The sequence below is a fragment of the Kutzneria buriramensis genome, from assembly GCF_003387475.1.
In the GTDB taxonomy this organism is placed as follows: domain Bacteria; phylum Actinomycetota; class Actinomycetes; order Mycobacteriales; family Pseudonocardiaceae; genus Kutzneria; species Kutzneria buriramensis.
On record NZ_QUNO01000004.1, the window covers coordinates 361,936 to 380,726 of the forward strand.

Annotated in this window: 17 protein-coding genes, 1 tRNA gene and 1 other RNA gene; 12 read left to right on the forward strand and 7 right to left on the reverse strand. The window is 71.1% G+C overall.

Going from position 1 to position 18,791, the window contains the following annotated elements; all coding sequences use genetic code 11:
• Positions 1-6 precede the first annotated feature (6 nt).
• Positions 7-1,263, reverse strand: coding sequence for a hypothetical protein (locus BCF44_RS13735; protein ID WP_116174614.1), 1,257 nt, complete (start codon positions 1,261-1,263; stop codon positions 7-9).
• The gene (locus BCF44_RS13740; RefSeq protein WP_116174615.1) at positions 1,260-2,096 is read right to left on the reverse strand and encodes an inositol monophosphatase family protein; all 837 of its coding nucleotides are present in this window, start codon (positions 2,094-2,096) and stop codon (positions 1,260-1,262) included. The genes BCF44_RS13735 and BCF44_RS13740 overlap by 4 nt, the downstream gene beginning before the upstream one ends.
• Before the next feature lie 84 nt (positions 2,097-2,180).
• Here BCF44_RS13740 and BCF44_RS13745 point away from each other — a divergent pair, with 84 nt between their 5' ends.
• Positions 2,181-3,773 (forward strand): HNH endonuclease, encoded by a 1,593-nt coding sequence (locus BCF44_RS13745; protein WP_116174616.1) that lies wholly within the window; start codon positions 2,181-2,183, stop codon positions 3,771-3,773.
• Between the two features lie 73 nt (positions 3,774-3,846).
• Here the strand turns inward: BCF44_RS13745 and BCF44_RS13750 are convergent, their stop codons facing one another.
• A complete protein-coding gene (locus BCF44_RS13750; RefSeq protein WP_116174617.1) occupies positions 3,847-4,335 on the reverse strand; it encodes a hypothetical protein in 489 nt (162 codons plus the stop codon).
• A 174-nt stretch (positions 4,336-4,509) separates the two neighbouring features.
• On the opposite strand from BCF44_RS13750, the gene BCF44_RS13755 reads away from it, so the two are divergent.
• From BCF44_RS13755 to BCF44_RS13790, 8 genes are all read left to right on the forward strand, one after another.
• A complete protein-coding gene (locus BCF44_RS13755; protein ID WP_246015013.1) occupies positions 4,510-6,975 on the forward strand; it encodes an endonuclease/exonuclease/phosphatase family protein in 2,466 nt (821 codons plus the stop codon).
• Positions 6,976-7,037: 62 nt separating this feature from the next.
• On the forward strand, positions 7,038-7,631 hold the full coding sequence (locus BCF44_RS13760; protein ID WP_116174618.1) for a helix-turn-helix domain-containing protein: 594 nt from the start codon (positions 7,038-7,040) through the stop codon (positions 7,629-7,631).
• Positions 7,632-7,670: 39 nt separating this feature from the next.
• The gene (locus BCF44_RS13765; RefSeq protein WP_211353031.1) at positions 7,671-8,798 is read left to right on the forward strand and encodes an NAD(P)/FAD-dependent oxidoreductase; all 1,128 of its coding nucleotides are present in this window, start codon (positions 7,671-7,673) and stop codon (positions 8,796-8,798) included.
• Positions 8,795-8,986: a 2Fe-2S iron-sulfur cluster-binding protein gene (locus BCF44_RS13770; RefSeq protein WP_116174619.1), complete on the forward strand. Its 192-nt coding sequence runs from the start codon at positions 8,795-8,797 to the stop codon at positions 8,984-8,986. The genes BCF44_RS13765 and BCF44_RS13770 overlap by 4 nt, the downstream gene beginning before the upstream one ends.
• Positions 8,983-10,209: an FAD/NAD(P)-dependent oxidoreductase gene (locus BCF44_RS13775; protein ID WP_116174620.1), complete on the forward strand. Its 1,227-nt coding sequence runs from the start codon at positions 8,983-8,985 to the stop codon at positions 10,207-10,209. The genes BCF44_RS13770 and BCF44_RS13775 overlap by 4 nt, the downstream gene beginning before the upstream one ends.
• Complete coding sequence (locus BCF44_RS13780; RefSeq protein WP_116174621.1) at positions 10,206-11,072, forward strand: dihydrodipicolinate synthase family protein; 867 nt, start codon at positions 10,206-10,208, stop codon at positions 11,070-11,072. The genes BCF44_RS13775 and BCF44_RS13780 overlap by 4 nt, the downstream gene beginning before the upstream one ends.
• Before the next feature lie 2 nt (positions 11,073-11,074).
• The gene (locus BCF44_RS13785) at positions 11,075-12,064 is read left to right on the forward strand and encodes a proline racemase family protein (RefSeq protein ID WP_116174622.1); all 990 of its coding nucleotides are present in this window, start codon (positions 11,075-11,077) and stop codon (positions 12,062-12,064) included.
• A 12-nt stretch (positions 12,065-12,076) separates the two neighbouring features.
• Entirely contained in the window at positions 12,077-13,495 is a 1,419-nt protein-coding gene (locus BCF44_RS13790) for an aminopeptidase P family protein (protein WP_116174623.1), read from the forward strand.
• Here BCF44_RS13790 and BCF44_RS13795 read toward each other — a convergent pair.
• The gene (locus BCF44_RS13795; RefSeq protein WP_116174624.1) at positions 13,473-13,790 is read right to left on the reverse strand and encodes a hypothetical protein; all 318 of its coding nucleotides are present in this window, start codon (positions 13,788-13,790) and stop codon (positions 13,473-13,475) included. The two genes, BCF44_RS13790 and BCF44_RS13795, sit on opposite strands and share 23 nt — an antisense overlap.
• A gap of 158 nt (positions 13,791-13,948) precedes the next feature.
• Positions 13,949-14,035, reverse strand: a tRNA-Ser gene (locus BCF44_RS13800).
• A gap of 85 nt (positions 14,036-14,120) precedes the next feature.
• Here BCF44_RS13800 and BCF44_RS13805 point away from each other — a divergent pair.
• Positions 14,121-14,414, forward strand: a complete 294-nt coding sequence (locus BCF44_RS13805) for a hypothetical protein (RefSeq protein WP_116174625.1) — start codon at positions 14,121-14,123, stop codon at positions 14,412-14,414.
• Here the strand turns inward: BCF44_RS13805 and BCF44_RS13810 are convergent.
• A complete protein-coding gene (locus tag BCF44_RS13810) occupies positions 14,387-14,647 on the reverse strand; it encodes a hypothetical protein (protein WP_116174626.1) in 261 nt (86 codons plus the stop codon). The genes BCF44_RS13805 and BCF44_RS13810 overlap by 28 nt on opposite strands.
• Before the next feature lie 73 nt (positions 14,648-14,720).
• On the opposite strand from BCF44_RS13810, the gene ffs reads away from it, so the two are divergent.
• Together ffs and BCF44_RS13820 are read left to right on the forward strand one after the other, a co-directional pair.
• Positions 14,721-14,815: signal recognition particle sRNA small type (ffs, locus tag BCF44_RS13815), an RNA gene on the forward strand.
• Positions 14,816-14,972: 157 nt separating this feature from the next.
• The gene (locus tag BCF44_RS13820; protein WP_116174627.1) at positions 14,973-17,003 is read left to right on the forward strand and encodes a DNA polymerase III subunit gamma and tau; all 2,031 of its coding nucleotides are present in this window, start codon (positions 14,973-14,975) and stop codon (positions 17,001-17,003) included.
• Here BCF44_RS13820 and BCF44_RS13825 read toward each other — a convergent pair.
• Positions 16,984-18,741, reverse strand: coding sequence for a S9 family peptidase (locus BCF44_RS13825; RefSeq protein ID WP_116174628.1), 1,758 nt, complete (start codon positions 18,739-18,741; stop codon positions 16,984-16,986). The genes BCF44_RS13820 and BCF44_RS13825 overlap by 20 nt on opposite strands.
• Positions 18,742-18,791: the final 50 nt, after the last annotated feature.

The window sequence follows — 18,791 nt, forward strand, 5'->3', positions numbered from 1 at the left end:
TCGTCGTCAGAAGTCGGTGCGTCGCCAGGCACCGACGAACTCGCGGTAGACGAACTTCTGGTACGCGTTTCCTGAGGCGGCTAGTCGACGGCCCAGCGTGCGTCCACCGATGAGCAACGGACTCACCACGGGAACTCCGATCGCGCTGTCCGCCACGGACGCGACCCCACGGACCAGCTCACGTTCGGTCTCGTTGAGCTGGGTGGAGCTAAGGCCGAGTCTCTCGAGCAGCTGCCGGCACACGTGATCGAGCTCGACGCGCAGCCGTAGCTTGTCCTCCTCACAGATGCACCGCGACACCGCGCGTCGCAGGTCCGTGGCACGGATTCGGTACTCGTCCAACCGCCCGCAAGCCAACTCGAGCCATCTGTCGTCGGTGTGACGTCCACGCTCGCGCGACGTCCACAGTCGACCACCCAGCAGCGGAAGCTCGAGTTCAAGCAGCTGCAACCTGCTGTCGTTCGCCGTCCCAGCAGCGTCGCGCAGCGTCCGGTGGATGCCCCTGATCTCCCGGATGACATCGAACACCTCGCTGTCGGACGCCCCGCCCGCAGTCATGTCGAACGTCAGACAGAAGTCGCGGCGGAGCGGGTGCGGCTGATAGGTCAACTTCTTCACGTCCGCTCGCGCGGTGTACTTCAGCGATCGGACGAGAGTCGCGGTGAGCCTCACCTGTGAGTCCGGCTCCGGAAGCACCTTGCGGAGCTGACCCTCGAGCGCCGAGGCGGACGCGCGTGCCCAGTCCCCGAGCTGATCGGCCTCCACGCCGTCCGGAGTGCCGATCCTCGGACCCTGATAGGGGTGCACACGGGCGGCCTGGAAGGCGGTCCAGTCGGTGATCCTGGCGAGCATCGGGTCCGTGCCGCCGCGCTCCCGCTGTGCACGGTCGCACCGGGCGGTCTTGTCCACGAAGCTGAGCAACGACAGCACACCGTCTGTCTTCAGCGCGTCGAGGACTCCACTTTCGACGCGTCGCAGGCTTGTGCCCTCCGTCTGGTCGAAAGTCAGCGGTTCGACCACTCCGAGGGCGAACAGGTTGCGGAGCAGGCGCGGGTGCTCGCCGAAGTCCTCGGGACCCGGCGTCAGCAGGGTCGGATGCGGGACGAACACGTGGTCGAAGAAGATCAGCGACTGGACCACTTCCGCGTAGCACTGCCGTGCGAACGGATCGGCGGGCTCCGTGCCGTGATTCTGGGACAGCACGAACTCCTCGGCGCTGATGAACGACGTCACGTCGAGAACGATCGCGCTGTCCCGGTTCACGAGCGCATGGCCTCCACGAGCCAGCGCACGCAGCCGGGCGCGCCCACGAGGGAACCCGCGAGCGTCGGCTCGCGCTGGGCGAGGAGATCCTCGCCGAAGGGCAACAGGTCCTCACCGTCGGTACCGACCGCGAGCCGCCCCATCGCCGTGCTCAGCCCGATGCCCGCGGCCCCGTCCCAGATCTTCTGCGAGGCCCGGTAGAACACGTCGAACTGCTCCTGCGGAGCGCCGGTGACGTCCGAGACGTCGATCGACGTACGCAACATGTCCAGCGTCTGCGACGTCGTCCGCAGCTTCACGCGCGAGCCGATCCGGTCCAGCTCCGCTTCGAACGGACGCGCGTCAGTGCCGCGGCTGCGCGTCACGGAGGCCCGGGCCGGTACGTCCGGCGTCGGCATCGCGACCGCGGCCGAACCGTTCACCTGCACCTGCCCCGCCCAGTGCACCCGGACCGGTCCGCCACCGGTCGCGAGCTCGGGGGCCAGCACGTACGCGCCCGTCGGGCGTCCCTCGTCGAGCCGGCACACCACGCTGCAGTACTCACGGGAGCCCGGGGCGAGGAACTCCGCCGTGCCGTCGATAGGGTCGACGACCCAGGTCGGGGAGCCCGTACGGGGCAACTGTTCGTCGTCCTCCTCGGCGACGAACCCGGAGTCGGGGTAGTGCTCCAGAATTGTGTCCACGATCATGCGCTGAGCCGCGATGTCCGCCTCGGACAGCAGCGTGCGGTCGGACTTCTCGACGACGTCGAGCGCCGACAGCCGGCCACGGTAGTCCAGCAGCAGCGGTAGCAGGTGTTCGTCCAGGGCGGTCCACAGCGACTCGAGGTCCACGGGAGGAAAGGCTACGGATACGCGGATCGGTGCGATTCCTCCGGACGGGCAGAACTGACGGGTTGCGCCCCCTAACCTGCTGTCGTGAGCCTTGCCGACATCACACGGGACGACGTGCTCCGGGCGATTGCCGAGTACGACGACATCGAGCGGTCCGCATTCCTGCGTCGCTACGGATTCAGGGGAGCGAGGTCGTACTTTCTCGTCCACAACGGACGGAGCTACGACTCGAAGGCGATCGTGGGTGTCGCGCACGGGTATGCCACCGGCCGCTTCCTGCGCGCGTCGGACTTCAGCGGTGGCCGGCGCACCGTCGCGGCAACCCTTGAGCGTCTGCAGTTCAAGATCGACGCGGACGTTGCGGACGATGAGCCGGGCGAGCTGCTCGGCGCGGTCGAGGATCCGAGCAAGGCGGAGGCCTTCGCGCTCGTCTGGGCCGTCTGCCAGTACTGCCTGGGGACCCGCGCGGAGTTCGACGTGGCCCGACTCGGGTCGCTGCTCACCCGATACGGCGTGCCGGGATCGGCCGAGAAGACGATCGTCGACCTGCGCCTGTCCGAGCTCTGGACCCTGGCCGACGGCCTGGTCGGACTGAGCGAACGGGCCGAGTCGGCGCTGAGTGACCGCGACGTCGCCTGGGAGTTCGTGGCGCACCTGACCGACACGTATCTCACCGAGATCGACCTCGTCGACCTGCTGCGTTCGGCGGGCCTGCCGGCGCCGGCACGAGGTCGCGCCCATCGGGCGTGGTCGCTGTTGACGCTGAGCGGCAGCCGGGACTTCCAGGGCAATGACGGATATGCCGACGTCACCGGCGCGACGTACACGTACGACTCGACGGTCGCCCATCATGCCGAGCTGGCCGAGGGCGACCTGGTCTTGCTGCGCGACCGGGAGATGGCGCTCGGGACGGCCAGCGTGGAACGGATCGAGGTGCAGCCGAACCGGACGAAGATCCGCCGACAGTGCCCTGACTGCCGGCGGACGGGTTTCAAGAGTCGTACCCGTCAGACGCCCCGCTACCTGTGTCTCGACTGCCGCCACACCTTCGACGAACCGGCCACCGCCGAGATCGAGGTGACCGTCTACACCGCGCACTACGGCGGTACGTGGTACTCGCTCGACGGCGCAATTGCCAAAGCCGACATCGAGGAACTGGCCACCAATCGGGCCATGCAGCAGTCGATCCGCCCCTTGGATGCCGACCGGGCGGCCGAACTGCTCGGGCAGCTCGCTGTCCCGCTGCCGCAGCCGAACGACACACCGACACCGGAAGCCCGGGAGATCCGCGGCGGGACGAGGTCGGCAACGGTCTCGGTGCGTAATGGCCAGGGGGATTTCCGCAGAACGTTGCTGCGTTGGTACGGGCTGCGTTGTGCAGTGACCGGGCCGTGCCCGGAGGAGGCTCTGGAAGCCGCGCACCTACGTGGATTCGCCGAGCACCAGCGGCACCGCAGGGAGGAGGGGTTGTTGTTGCGCGCCGACATCCACACGTTGTTCGACCGGGGCTTGGTAGCCGTCGATCCGGAACGGTTGGCGATCGTCGTCGACCCTCGTCTGATGCATTACGAGGACTATGCGGCCTTGGACGGACGCCCGCTCTGTGTTCCGGAGGGACGCGAACCGGACCGGTCGGCCCTGGCGGAGCACTACGCCGCGTCCAGCGCCGGGCGGTGAGCGCGAGGTGCGATGCGCGGATGGGCCGCGGCGGAGACAGCGGGCATTCGAACCAGGACTGTTACGCCTGTGCTCAGTCTTGCGGCGGGGAGTTGTCGATATCCCGGTGCAGCGTGATGTTCGTGCGGCGCTCGTCGGGCTCGGGCTCCGCCGGCTCGGGGCCGACGTTGAGCGCGATCAGGCAGTGCAGGGCCAGCATGGCCAGGAAGAACACCGCGAACCCGGCCTCTGACCGCGGCCAAGCCAAGTGGATCTGTGCCGCCTCGGCGGCGGTGTAATAGGTCTTGTGCCCGTGGTTGTTCGACACCCACTGGCCGTCGATGAGCTGCGGATTACTGAACGGCAGGTTGGCGAACAGGCAGCCGAGGCCGACGGCGGCCAGCACCTTCAATCGGCGGCCACGCAACGTCGACACCAGGAGCACGGCGATCGCGCCCGGCACGAAGAAGGCCACCAGTTCGGGCTCGGTGATCGGCAGCGCGACGGCGGGGATCCAGGACAGCACAACCGCGACGAGGGCGCACAAGGCGTCCACCGTCAGCACGATCGCCAGCCACTTCATGCGGCGACGGTAAAGCGCGATTCCGCCTGATATGACGGAAACATCCGACCTTGGTGCGAACGGCGCAGCAAGCGTGACGGCCGTTCGTACTACCAGGTAACCGTTGCGCAAAAGCCTCCCTTCGTTCACTCAACCGGGGGAGGATGCCCCGACCACTGAGCTAGGAGGACGAGGGTGACCCCATCCCCACACCGCCGTAGAGCCCTGGCCGGCACGGCGGTGACCGCGCTGCTGTCGGCCGGACTCGTCGTGACGGCGGCGCCGGTCTCGGCGGCGCCGAGTGCCGATGCCCTGATCGCCGAGGTATACGGGGGCGGCGGCAACTCCGGCGCCACGTTGACCTCCGACTACGTCGAGCTGGCGAACCGGGCCGCGACGGCGGTGTCGGTGGACGGCTGGAGCGTGCAGTACCTGCCGGCGGCGCCGAAGGCGACGAGCACCTGGCAGACGACGCCGCTGACGGGCAGCATCGCCCCGGGCGCGAAGTACCTGGTGGGCGAGGCGAAGGGCACGGGCGGCACGATGGCCCTGCCAACACCGGACGCCACGGGCACGATCAACATGTCGGCGACGGCGGGCACGGTGGCGCTGGTCTCGGGCAAGGACCCGCTGACCTGCCTGACGGCGGCGGACTGCGCGGCGGATTCGCGGGTGCACGACCTGGTGGGCTTCGGCGGCGCGGTGGTGGTCGAGGGCACGAGTGCGCCGGCCGCGAGCAACACGACGGCGGTGACCCGGGCGGCGGGCGACACCGACAACAACGCGGCGGACTTCACCGCCGGCACGCCGGCCCCGACGAACAGCAAGGGCGAGACGGCGCCGGGCGGCACGCCCCCGCCGACCGGGGTGCCTGCCCGCATCCACGACATCCAGGGCACGACCCGCCTCTCGCCGCTGGTCGGCAAGCAGGTGGTCGACGTGCCGGGCATCGTGACGGGCGTCCGCTCCTTCGGCTCCAGCCAGGGCTTCTTCTTCCAGGACCCGAACCCGGACAGCGATCCCCGCACGAGCGAGGGCATCTTCGTCTACACGGGATCGGCGAAGGTCACGGTGCAGCCGGGCGACTCGATCAAGGTCGCCGGCAAGGTGTCGGAGTTCTACCCGGACGAGACCGGCGCCAAGTCGCTCTACCAGTCCAACACGGAGATCGACTCGCCGACGATCACGGTGGTGTCGAGCGGCAACCCGCTGCCGGCGGCCGAGGTGCTCGGCCCGGACACGGTGCCGACGGCGTTCGCCCCGACCGGCGGCAACATCGAGTCGCTGGACCTCCAGCCGGACAAGTACGCGCTGGACTTCTTCGAGTCCCGCGAGGGCATGCGGGTCGAGGTGGACGACGCCCGCGTGGTCGGCCCGACCGACAAGTACAACGAGCTGTACGTCACCACCAAGCCGACGCAGAACCCGAGCGTCCGCGGCGGCACGGTGTACCTGGGCTATGACGACAACAACTCGGGCCGGCTCGAGGTGCAGTCGCTGATCCCGTTCTCCCAGACGCCCTTCCCCAAGGCGAACGTGGGCGACAAGCTCGCGGGCGCGACCGCGGGCCCGCTGGACTACACCCAGTTCGGCGGCTACGTGGTGCAGGCGACGCAGCTGGGCAGCTATGTCTCGGGCGGCATCAAGCCGGAGACGACGTCCAAGCAGACCGTGGACGAGCTCGCCGTGGCCACCTACAACGTGGAGAACCTGGCGCCGACCGACCCACAGGCCAAGTTCGACCGCCTCGCCGGCAACCTGGTGCACAACCTGGCCGCGCCGGACGTCGTGTCGCTGGAGGAGATCCAGGACAACTCGGGTGCCACCGACGACGGCACGGTCGCGGCGGACCAGACGCTGACGAAGTTCGCCGACGCAGTGGTGGCGGCGGGCGGCCCGCAGTACAAGTGGGCGGAGATCGATCCGACCAACGACGCCGACGGCGGCCAGCCGGGCGGCAACATCCGGATCGCCTTCTTCTACAACCCGAAGCGGGTGTCCCTCGTGGACCGTCCGGGCGGCGACGCGACCACCGCGACGACGATCGTGAACAAGCACGGGCAGGCCGAGCTGTCGATCTCGCCGGGCCGCGTCGACCCGACCAACCCGGCCTGGAACGCCAGCCGCAAGCCGCTGGCCGCCGAGTTCCGGTTCCAGGGCCGCGAGGTCATCGTGATCGGCAACCACCTGGTGTCCAAGCTCGGCGACCAGCCGGACGTGGGCCGCAACCAGCCGCCGGTGCGCTCCTCGGAGGTGCAGCGCGCGCAGCAGACGGCGGCGCTGCGGGCGTTCGTGGACCAGATCCTGGCGGTGAACCCGAAGGCGAACATCGTCATTCCGGGCGACTTCAACGACATGCAGTTCTCGCCGACGGTGGCCACGCTCACGGCCGGCGGCAAGCTGCGTGACCTGGTGAACGAGCTGCCCGCGGACCAGCGCTACAGCTACGTCTACCAGGGCAACTCCGAGGTGCTCGACCACCTGCTGGTCAGCACCGCGCCGCGCGGCGTGCAGTACGACGTGGTGCACGTCAACGCCGAGTTCGCCGACCAGGCCAGCGATCACGACCCGCAGGTGGTCCGATTCCGGCCGAGCACCGGGAACGAGTTCCTGGACGAGCTGCTCGACCTGGCCCACTGCTTCGCCCCGCCGGCGAAGTAACACCGCAGTTCCGTGAGGGGAGCGCTCAGCCCGAGCGCTCCCCTCATGTCATTGTTGGGGACGTGACTCAGCCGAGGGCCGGCCAGGTGTTGGCGGCGAACCTGAAGGTGCTGCGCGAGCGCAGCGGCCTGTCGCTGTCCGAACTGGCCCGCCGGTCGGGCATCGCCAAGGGCACGCTGTCCCAGCTGGAGTCCGGCGCGGGCAACCCGACCATCGAGACGGTGTTCAGTTTGTCGAACGCCTTGAGTGTGCCGGTGTCGACGCTGCTGACGTTGCGCGGCGACCCGGACGTGGTGCTGATCCGCTCCGCCGACCTGGAGGTGCTCAGCAGCAACGCGGTCGACCTGCGCATGCTGCGCCGGCTGGACGTCACCGAGACCGTGTTCGAGGTCTACGACCAGCGGGTCCGCCCCGGCCAGCAGCAGCACTCGGACGGCCACGCCGGCATCGAGCACGTCACGGTGGTCACCGGCCGACTGCTGATCGGCCCGCCGGAGGACCCCTACGAGCTCGGCCCCGGCGATTACGTGAGCTTCCCGGCCGACCGTCCGCACATCTACCGCGCGGTCGACGAGCCGGTGCTGTCGGTGCTGCTGCTCCAGTACCCCGCCGACGCCGGGCCGCCGGCCTTGACCTGCGCCACCCCCGACGCGTAGCGTTCATTTTAACGAACGAGGGTGGTGGCCGTGCACGTTGTGGTGGTGGGCGCCGGAGTGATCGGCGCGGCCTGCGCCGAGGCGCTCAGCGCGGCCGGCGCCACGGTCACCGTCGTCGACCGCAGCGGCCCGGCCGCCGGCACTACCGGCGCCGGCGAGGGCAACGTGCTCGTCTCGGACAAGGAACCGGGGCCTGAGCTCGAACTGGCCCAGGCCGCCCGCCGACAGCTCCCGGAACTGCTGGCCAAGCTCGCCGACGAGCTCGGGCCGGAGCTGTCCGATGTGGAATGGCAGCCCAAGGGCGGGCTGGTCGTCGCCACCACCGATCCCCGGCCGCTGCGGGACTTCGCCGAGCGGCAGCGAACCGCCGGCGTGACCGCGCACGAGATCACCCCGGAGCAGGCGTTCGAGCTGGAGCCGAACCTGACCCGCGAGATCACCACGGCCGTCCACTACCCCGAGGACGGCCAGGTGCAACCCGTGCTGCTGGCCACCACGCTGCTGTCCGCCGTACGGCAGCGTGGCGGCCGGCTCCTCTCCGGCGTGACCGCGACTGGTGCAACGAAGTCCGCATTGGTAACCGATAGCGGCACTATCGCGTGCGATCACATCGTCAACGCCTGCGGACCGTGGGCCGGCGACTTCGCGTCGAAGCTCGGCGCGCCGCTGCCGGTGCTGCCGAGGCGCGGCCTGATCCTGGTGACGACGCCGGTCGCGGATCTGGTGCGGCACAAGGTGTACGACGCGGATTACGTCGGCGCGGTGGCCAGCGGCGACGCCGATCTCCAGACGTCGACGGTGGTGGAGTCGACACCGGCCGGCACGGTGCTGATCGGCTCCAGCCGGCAGCGCGTCGGCTTCGACGAGACGATCCAGGTCGACGTCCTGCGCGAGCTGGCCCGCAAGGCGATCCGGCTCTTTCCCAGGCTGGCGGGCGTCAACGTGATGCGCGCCTACGGCGGGTTCCGGCCGTACACGCCGGATCACCTGCCGGTCGTCGGGGCCGATCCCCGGGTTCCCGGCCTCTGGCACGCCACCGGGCACGAGGGCGCCGGCATCGGACTCGCCGTCGCCACCGGCCGGCTGCTCGCGGAGCTGATGACCGGCCAGGAACCGCACGTCGACCCGAAGCCGTTCCGGGTCGACCGGCCGGGGCTGGCGGCATGAACGTCACGATCAACGGCGAGCCGGCGACGGTCGAACCGGGCCGGACTATTGCCGCAGTGGTGCCGAACGTGGGCGTGTTCTGCGCCATCGGCGTCTGCCACGGCTGCCTGGTCACGGTCAACGACGTGCCAGATGTTCGTGCGTGCCAGCGGGTTCTGCGCGAGGGTGACGAGGTGATCACGCGATGACCATCGTCGTGGTCGGCGCGGGCCCGGCCGGCGTCAACGCGGCCGTCACGGCGGCCCGCGCCGGCAAGGACGTGCTGCTGATCGACTCGGCTGCGCGGATCGGCGGCCAGTACCACCGGCAGTCCTTTCGTGCCAAGGAGATCCGCGTCGCCCACGAGCGGGTTCGGCACCTGCCGGACACCACGGTGTGGGCGATCGAGGACAACCGCCTGCACCTCACCGGATCTCGCGTCGTGACGGCCGAGAAGCTGATCCTGGCCACCGGCGCGTACGACCGCACGCTGCCGTTCCCCGGCTGGGACCTGCCCGGCGTCTACACCGCCGGCGCGGCGCAGGCGATGGCCAAGGGCCAGGGAATCGCCTTGGGCCGCAACGTGATCGTCGCAGGAACGGGGCCGTTCCTGCTGCCGGTGGCGAGCTCGCTCCTCGATGTCGGCGCGAAGGTGCGGGTCTTCGAGGCGAATTCGCCCTCCCACAGGTGGCTCCGCGAACCGACAGCCCTGTTCGCGGGCCGCCGCAAGCTTCTCGAACTGACTCGGTACGCCAAGGTCGCCCGGCACTACCGCGAGCGCACGGCCGTGATCGCCGCGCACGGCGACGACCGGGTTCGCGAGGTCACCGTCGCCGAGCTCGACGACAACTGGAACCCGTTGCGGCAGAAGAGGATCGCCGTCGACGCGGTCTGCGTCGGCTACGGCTTCGTGCCGCAGTTGGAACTCGCGATCGCCGCGGGCTGCCGCCTCAGCGACGGCTTCGTCGCCGTCGACGAGCAGCAGCGCACCTCGGTGCCGTGGATCTTCGCCGCCGGCGAGATCACCGGCGTCGGCGGCGCGGACCTCGCCGCCGACGAGGGTGTCATCGCCGGCGCCGCGGCGGCCGGCGTGCAACTCGGCCTCACCGTCGACCGGCGCTTCGCCGATGCCCTGACCAGGGTGTATGCCGTCAAAGACGGCTGGAAGTCCTGGCTCACGGACGACACGATCATCTGCCGCTGCGAGCGGGTCACCCGCCACAGGCTGCAAGAAGCCACCGGCAGAGGCGCCACCGCCACCCGGGCGGTGAAGCTCGCCAGCCGCGCCGGCCTCGGCCCCTGCCAGGGCCGGATCTGCGGCGCCACCGTCGCCGACCTGCTCGACCTCGATCCCACCACGTTCGCCCGCCGGCCGATCGCCACCCCGATCCCGCTCGGCGACCTCGCCGCCAATCCCGTGGAGGAGCAATGATCTTCGATGGAGTGGTCGTCGCGACCGCCCTGCCGTACAAGGAAGACCTCAGCGTCGACTACGACCGGTACGCCGAGCACTGCCGCTGGCTGATCGACAACGGCTGCCACGGCATCGGCCCGAACGGCTCGCTCGGCGAGTACTCGTCCCTCACCGACGACGAGCGCCGGTCGGTGGCCAGGACCGCGATCGAGACCGTCGGCGACGACGGCATCGTGGTCGTCGGCGTCCACGCGCCGGGCTCCCACCAGGCGAAACGCTGGGCCGAGCTGGCCGCCGAGGACGGCGCGGACGGCCTGCTCTGCCTGCCGCCGACCATGTACCGGGCCAACGACGCGGAGGTGGTGGCCCACTTCGAAGCGGTGGCGTCGGTCGGCCTGCCGGTGATGGTCTACAACAACCCGTTCGACACCAAGGTGGATCTCACGCCGGCGCTGCTGCGTGAGATCGCCCAGATCGACAACGTGCTGGCGGTCAAGGAGTTCTCCGGCGACGTCCGCCGCGTGCTGGAGATCCGTGAGCAGGCGCCGGAGCTCGCGGTGATCGCCGGCGCGGACGATGTGCTGCTGGAGGCCGTGCTGATGGGCGCGACCGGCTGGTTCGCCGGCTTCCCCAACGCCTACCCGGCGGAGTCGGTCGAGCTGTTCACGCTGGCCTCGCAGGGCCGGCTCGACGAGGCCCGCGAGCTGTACGAGCGGCTGGTCGCGGTGTTCCGCTGGGACTCGCGCACCGAGTTCGTGCAGGCCATCAAGTACGTGATGGACAAGATCGGCCGCTACGGCGGGCCCTGCCGGCCGCCGCGCGGTCCGCTCACCGAGGCCAACCGCGCCCGGCTGGACGCCGACCTGGCGCGGGTGGCCTGACGATGCGCGCGAGCAGGTACTTCACCGCCGTCGACTCGCACACCGAGGGCATGCCGACGCGTGTGGTCACCGGCGGCGTCGGGCCGATCCCCGGTGCCACGATGGCCGAGCGGCGCGAGCACTTCGTCAAGAACATGGACCACATCCGGCAGTTCCTGGTGAACGAGCCGCGCGGGCACGCCGCCATGAGCGGCGCGATCCTCCAGCCGGCGACCCGCCCGGACGCCGACTGGGGCGTGCTCTACATCGAGGTCTCCGGCTGCCTGCCGATGTGCGGGCACGGCACCATCGGCGTCGCGACCGTGCTGGTGGAGACCGGCATGGTCGAGGTCACCGAGCCGGTCACCACGATCCGCCTGGACACCCCGGCCGGCCTGGTCGTCGCCGAGGTGACCGTGCGCGACGGCCGCGCCGAGTCGGTGCGGTTCCAGAACGTGCCGGCGTACGCGCAGGAGCTCGACGCGGTGGTCGACGTGCCGGGCCTGGGCGAGGTCCGCTACGACATGGCCTACGGCGGGAACTTCTACGCCATCCTGCCGATCGACTCGATCGGGATTCCCTTCGACGTCAAGGAGAAAGACCGGATGCTGGCGTCCGGTCTGTCCATCATGGACGCTATCAATGCGCAGCGCCGGCCCGTGCACCGCGAGGACCCCGGCATCGCCGGCTGCAAGCACGTGCAACTGGTGGCCGAGGGCCGCGACGGCGGCCACGCCCGCAACGCGATGGTCATCCACCCCGGCTGGTTCGACCGGTCGCCGTGCGGAACCGGTACCAGCGCGCGGATGGCGCAGCTGCACGCCCGCGGCGAGCTCCCGCTGAACACCGATTTCGTGAACGAGTCGTTGCTGGGCACCAGGTTCACCGGCCGGCTGGTAGCGGAGACGTCACGAGGCGTGACCCCGACGATCGAGGGCCGCGCGTGGCTGACCGGCATGGCACAGTACCTGCTGGACCCAACCGACCCGTTCCCGAACGGGTTCACGCTGTGAGGAGTGCTCGTGATGACTGATCGGCCGGCGAGGCGCGACCCGTCCAGGCTGGTCGAGGCGACCGGATTCCGGACCTCGGTCGGAACCGGCTGGGGCGACGCCGCCCGGGAGGTCCGGCTGACCCCGGGCGCCCGCGAGGCCGCCGCCGCGCACCGGGCGCGGCTGTCCGCGGAGTTCCCGGGGCAGCGCATCGCGGTGGCGTCCGGGCGGGCCCCGGTCCGCGCCAACGACACCGACTACGACTTCCGCCCGGACAGCGACTTCTCGTGGCTCACCGGCTGCAACGCCGAGGGCGCGGTGCTGCTGATGCTGCCCGTGTCGGGCGGCCACGAGTCCGTGCTGCTGCTGCGCGAACCGGCGCGCCCCGGCGACCCCGAGTTCTTCGGCAGCGCCCGCGACGGCGAGCTGTGGATCGGCCCCGTGCCCGGGCTGGCCGAGTGGGGCGAGGCGCTCGGCCTGCCGTGCCGCCGGATCGAGGACCTGCCGGGGCTGCTGCGCGGCCAACACCCGTCGGTCAACGCGACCGGCGGCGTGGAGCCGATGCTGGACGCCCTCGGCTACGGCAACAGCTCCAACCTGCGCACGGTGCTGGCCGAGCTGCGCCGGTTCAAGGACGCGTGGGAGATCGGCCAGCTACAGGCCGCCGTCGACGCCACCGTGCTCGGCTTCGCCGAGGTGGCCGCCGAGCTGCCGATGGCGATCAAGGGCGGCGGCGAGCGCTGGCTCCAGGGCACCTTCGACCGGCGGGCCCGCACCAGCGGCAACGCCCCCGGCTACGCGTCCATCCTGGCCGCCGGGCCGCACGCCCCGGTGCTGCACTGGGTTCGCTGCGACGGCGACGTGCCGGCGGACGGCCTGCTGCTGATGGACGCCGGCGTCGAGGTCGACACGTACTACACCGCCGACGTCACGCGGACCTTCCCCGTCAGCGGCAAGTTCAGCGGCCCGCAGCGCCAGGTGTACGAGCTCGTGCTCAAGGCGCACCTCGCCGCCATGGCCGACGTGCGTCCCGGCGTCGAGTACCGGGCGTTCCACCACACGGCCATGCGGGTGCTCGCCGAGGGCCTGCACGACTGGGGCCTCCTCCCCGTCTCCGTCGACGAGGCGCTGGACCCGGACGGCCAGCACCACCGCCGCTACATCGTCTGCGGCGTCGGCCACTTCCTCGGCCTGGACGTGCACGACTGCGCCCGGGCGCGGGCCGAGGCGTACCACGAGGGCACGCTGGCCGCCGGCATGGCGCTGACCGTCGAGCCGGGGCTGTACTTCCACCCCAACGACCTCACCGTGCCGCCGGAGCTGCGGGGCATCGGCGTGCGCATCGAGGACGACCTGGTCGTCACCGAGACCGGCGCCGACGTGCTGTCCGCGGCGCTGCCGATCACCGCCGACGGCGTCGAGGAGTGGGTCAGCGGCTGTCTTCGGGGCTGACCAGCTCCAGTTCCAGCTGCGGCGGGACGTGGTCGGACGCTGCCTGCCGGACCTGCGGGGACCGCAGGCAGCGTCCGCACGTCACCGGGTCGTTGGTCGGCTCGAACCGGGTGAAGTCCCAGGTGCCGGTGCCCACGTGACAGCCAGGCGCCGGGATCAGCATCTCGCCCAGCCACCGCTGTAAATGCACCGCGTGCACGGTCGAGGAGTTGCCCAGCCGCCCGTTGCGCCGGTCGAACCGGCGGCGGGCCTGGGCTGCCGTCCCCTCCAGGAGCACGCTCAGCGGATCCGTCACCCCACCAGCCTGGCACGCGGGTCTGACATTTCGCCTCAGCAGGGCCGTCCGGCGTGGGGGCGCAGCCCGCCCGCCTTGGGGTCTGGGGCGAGAGCCCCAGAAAAGCGGAGAGCGAGGTGGCTGGCGTTGTCTGCCGGCACACCTCGCTCACTCGCGAGCGGAGGATACGGGATTTGAACCCGTGAGGGGTTTAATCCCCAACACGATTTCCAGTCGTGCGCCCTAGGCCACTAGGCGAATCCTCCGCGTGGGAGCTTACCCGAGGGGCTATTTACCAGCCAAAACGGCTGGTGAGGGCCTTGCGGGTGGATCAACGGGCACACTGGACCCGTGGGGGACAGGTTGTTCTGGGTCTACATGACGGTGACCGGCTGGCATCTCGCCTGGGTGATCGTGGCGATGGTCTACGCCGGCACCATGCCGTGGGGCGTGATCCTGCTCGCCCTGGCCGTGTCGGCGCTGGTGGTGTCGCTGCCGATCGGCCTGGGCACGGTGTGGCTCCTCGCGCGGGCGGGCGCACGCAACCGTGTGGGGCTGGCGATCGCCGGGTGCGTGGTGGGGCCGGCGATCGTCTTCCTCGCGGCGGTCGTGCTGGGTCAGCTGCGGGCGCGGGTGCCGGCGTAGACGTACTTCCAGCGGCCGCGGGTCGGCTCGGCCGGCCGCTCGTAGACGATCACCGGGGACGAGGCCAGCGCCGCCTTCAGCTTCTCCCGGTTGCGTTCCTTGGGCAGCTGCGGGAACTCCCAGCGCGGCAGCGTCGGGACCCCGTCCCGCTGCGCCGGGACCGTGATCGTCCGGCCGTCCTCGGGACCGCCGAACAGCTCGATGTCGATCTCAAGCCGTGTGTCCTCCGCCATGGCCCGGCATCCTGCTCCCGATCGCACGGCACCGCCCCTCGGAGCACCGGATCGGGCGACCCGCTACACTGAACGTGGACCTCGTGCGGTGTCCATCCTGTGAACCTCCCCAGGGCCGGAAGGCAGCAAGGATAAGCGGGCTCTGACAGGTGCGCGGGGTCCCCGAACTTAGGGACGCCCCTGTCCGCGGAGAGCGCGGACAGGGGCGTTCGGCGTTGTATCTGGGGTACGACCCCCAGGCCCCCGATGTGGGGGCTCCGCCCTCACGCCCCCGAGACGCACCCGCGGCCTCGGATTGTCGGACCACCGCAGTAGGGTCGTACCCGTGGCGCTCGCCCTCTACCGCAAGTACCGGCCCGCGACCTTTGCCGAGGTCGTCGGCCAGGATCACGTCACCGAGCCGCTGCGGGCCGCCCTGGCCGCGGGGCGGGTCAACCACGCCTACCTGTTCTCCGGGCCGCGGGGCTGCGGAAAGACGTCCAGCGCCCGCATCCTGGCCCGGTCGCTGAACTGCGTGCAGGGCCCGACGCCGAACCCGTGCGGGGTGTGCAACTCCTGCGTCGGCCTGGCGCCGGGCGGCTCCGGCACGGTGGACGTGGTGGAGCTGGACGCGGCCAGCCACGGCGGCGTCGACGACGCCCGCGAGCTGCGCGACCGCGCCTTCTACGCGCCGGCCGAGGCCCGCTACCGCGTCTTCATCATCGACGAGGCGCACATGGTCACCACGCAGGGCTTCAACGCCCTGCTGAAGATCGTGGAGGAGCCGCCGGAGCACCTCATCTTCGTGTTCGCCACCACCGAGCCGGAGAAGGTGCTGCCGACCATCCGGTCTCGCACCCACCATTACCCCTTCCGGCTGATTCCGCCGGGCACCCTGCGCGGGCTGCTGGAGAGCATCTGCGGCGACGAGGGCGTGAAGGTCGAGCCGGCGGTGTACCCGCTGGTGCTGCGCGCGGGCGGCGGCTCGGCCCGCGACACGCTGTCGGTGATGGACCAGCTGCTGGCCGGCGCGGGCGACGAGGGCGTCACCTACGAGCGGGCGATCTCGCTGCTCGGCGTCACCGACGTCGCGCTGATCGACGACATGGTGCGCGGCTTGGCCGCCAACGACGGGGCGGCCGTGTACGGCACGCTGGACCGCGTCGTCGAGGCCGGCCACGACCCCCGGCGCTTCGCCGCCGACCTGCTGGAGCGCCTGCGTGACCTGGTGCTGCTCTCGGCCGTGCCGGACGCCGGCCAGCGCGGGCTGATCACCGCGCCGGAGGACGAGCTCACCCAGATGCAGGACCAGGTCTCCGGCCTCGGCCCGGCCACGCTCACCCGGTACGCCGAGATCGTGCACGCCGGCCTGATCGAGATGCGCGGCGCGACCGCGCCCCGGCTGGTGCTGGAACTGTTGTGCTCCCGGATGATGCTGCCGGCCGCCAGCGCCACCGACGCGGCCCTGCTGCAACGGATCGAGCAGCTGGAGCACCGGCCGGTCGCGGCCGCCGGTGCGGTCGCCGCGCCGTCGTCGGAGGCACAGGCGCCGGTCGCGAACAAGTTCCAGCGGCCCTCCCAGCGGCCGGCGGAACCCCAGCCGGCCGCTGCGCCCGAACCCACCCTGACTCCGCCGCCGGCAGCTCAAATCCCTCAGCCCCAGGCCGCGGAGCCGGTCGCCCAGGCCCCCGCGCCCCGGCAGCCGGAACCCCCGCAGCCCCAGCCGGTCCAGGTGCAGCAGCCCGAACCCGAGCCGGCCCCCGCGAGCGACGGCGCGATGGACGTGGCGACGCTGCGCCGCCTGTGGTCCCAGCTGCTCGCGGCGATCCCCAGCAAGTCCACGCAGGCCATGCTGATGAACGCCGCTGTGCAGTCCGTGGACGGCAACAACGTCACCATCGCGCACACCTCGGCCCCGCTGGCCCGCCGGCTGGCGGCGGCCCAGAACCAGGACGCCATCGCCGCCGCGATCGGCTCGGTCGTCGGCGGGTCGTGGCAGGTTCGCGTCGTGCACGGCGAGGCCGGCGGTGGTCCGGGCGCGATGGCCGCCCCGGTCGCGGCCCCGCCCCGGCAGCGGCCCGCGCCGGTCCGGCCCAGCCAGGCCGCGCGCCCGCAGCCGGAGCCCGAGGCCCAGTCGACGCCGGTCGCGCCGCCCCCGACGGCGGCCCCGGTCGACGACATCCCGCTGCCGCCGGAGCCGGAGGAACCCGAGCCGGAGCCGGAGACCGAGGAGCAGATGCTGGCCGAGGCCGCGCGCAAGCCGGAGCCCGGCGAGCTCGTGGACCGCCGGGACCCGCACGACGTGCTGCTGGAGATGCTGGCCGAGGAGCTCGGCGCGGTGCCGATCGAGAAGCGCGCTAAGCCAGCCGGCGCGTGACGAACTCGATGGCCCGCGGATAGGTCGCCAGCTTGTTGTCCAGGTTGGCCATCTGGTGCCCCTCGTCGCCGTGCACGACCAGCTCGCACTCCACGCCGTTGGCGCGCACCGCCTCGGCCAGCTGCTGGGCCTCGCTCAGCGGCACCCGCGGGTCGTTCGCCCCGTGCACCACGAACAGCGGCGCCCGGATCTGGTCGACCTTGTTCAGCGGGGACGCCTCCTCGAGGAAGTCCCGGTCGCGGTCCAGCCAGCCGTACTCGCGCTCCCGCGCCCGCCGCCGGTACGGCGAGGTGTTCTCCAGGAACGTGACGAGCGAGGAGATGCCGACGATGTCCACGCCGGCCGCCCACCGCTCAGGCAGGAACGCCAACCCGGCCAGCACCAGGTAGCCGCCGTAGGACCGGCCCCACAGCGCGACCTTCGCCGGGTCCACCCCGATCGACGGCAGCCAGTCGTGCAGCACCGCCAGGTCCTGCACGGAGTCCAGCCGCTTGCGGCGGTCGTCGGCCGAGTAGTACGACTTGCCGTAGCCGATGGATCCTCGGATGTTCGGCACGACGACCACGTGCCCGGCCGCGGCCAGGCCCTGCACCAGCGCGTCGAACCGGCGCTGCGACTGCCCCTCCGGGCCGCCGTGCAGGAACAGCACCGCGGACGTCCCGCTGCCGTAGACGAAGCACGGGATCTGGCCGTTGGCGCGGACGTGCGTCGGCTCCACCATGCCGGCCAGCTGCGACCCGGTGTCGGTCAGCTGGGTGACCTTCGCCGACTCCAGGTCGACCACCAGCACGTCCATCGGGATCGTCGGCGAGCTGAAGGTCAGCGCCACGTACCGGGAGTTCGGCGAGAACACCGGCTCGGGCAGCGGATCCGACACCCAGCCGTCGGCCGGCAGCTGGATCTCGTCGAGCTGACGCCCGGTCGTGCCGTCGTGCACGGTCAGCCGTGCGACGCCGTCGACATTGGTCAGCACCAACAGCTTCCGGCCGTCCGGCGACAGCCAGCCGGTCAGGTCGTGGTGGTCGGAGGCGACCAGCCAGGTCCACGTCCCGGCGAGGTCGACCCGGGCGACCGCCTTGAACTCCCGGTCCCGGTTGCTGGTCACCAGCAGCCCGCCGCTGTCGGGCAGCCAGGCGACGCGGCCGTTGTAGGCCTCCTCGTCCGCGCCGGTCAGCTCCCGCACGCGGTCGGTCTCCGTCTCCGGCATGGTGTCGATCAGCACCAGCTGCGTGGAGTACGCCTGGTCGGCGGCCACCGTCGTGGCCAGGAACCGGCTGTCCGGCGACAGCGCCGCCGCGGACTGGTTGCCGCCGCGGTCGTAGACGACCTCCTCGGCGCCGCTGAACAGGTTGCGCACCAGGATGTCGAAGTCGACCTTGTTGCGCCGGTTCGTGGCGTACACGATCCGGCCCGGCAGCACGCCCATCAGCCGGTGCAGATACCGCTCGTCGTGCACCAGCGGCTCGAACTCGTCCTCGCCGATGCGCAGCAGCGACAGCTGCCCGCGCTCATTGCCGCCGTGGTCGTGCTCCACCACCACGGCCCGCTCGCTCTTGACATATTTCGCGGTGCTCACGCCGGTCAGGTGCGGCAGCGGGGTCGCCGTGCCGTCCGCCGCCAGCTCGACGAGCTGCACCCGGCCCGTCTCGTCCGAGCCGGCCAGCACCCGGCCCTCGTCGTCGACGTCGAACGCCCGCCAGGTGCGCAGTTCCAGAAGTCGCCTCACGTCCAGCCCCATGGATCCACCCTGTCACACCCGGCGACTACGCTGGTGCTGGTCACGCCGAC

Coding starts and splice junctions, on each gene's coding strand:
- BCF44_RS13790 (WP_116174623.1), top strand. CDS start 12,077: ATGACTGATCGGCCGGCGAGGCGCGACCCGTCCAGGCTGGTCGAGGCG.
- BCF44_RS13750 (WP_116174617.1), bottom strand. CDS start 4,335: ATGAAGTGGCTGGCGATCGTGCTGACGGTGGACGCCTTGTGCGCCCTC.
- BCF44_RS13775 (WP_116174620.1), top strand. CDS start 8,983: ATGACCATCGTCGTGGTCGGCGCGGGCCCGGCCGGCGTCAACGCGGCC.
- BCF44_RS13770 (WP_116174619.1), top strand. CDS start 8,795: ATGAACGTCACGATCAACGGCGAGCCGGCGACGGTCGAACCGGGCCGG.
- BCF44_RS13810 (WP_116174626.1), bottom strand. CDS start 14,647: ATGGCGGAGGACACACGGCTTGAGATCGACATCGAGCTGTTCGGCGGT.
- BCF44_RS13785 (WP_116174622.1), top strand. CDS start 11,075: ATGCGCGCGAGCAGGTACTTCACCGCCGTCGACTCGCACACCGAGGGC.
- BCF44_RS13825 (WP_116174628.1), bottom strand. CDS start 18,741: ATGGGGCTGGACGTGAGGCGACTTCTGGAACTGCGCACCTGGCGGGCG.
- BCF44_RS13780 (WP_116174621.1), top strand. CDS start 10,206: ATGATCTTCGATGGAGTGGTCGTCGCGACCGCCCTGCCGTACAAGGAA.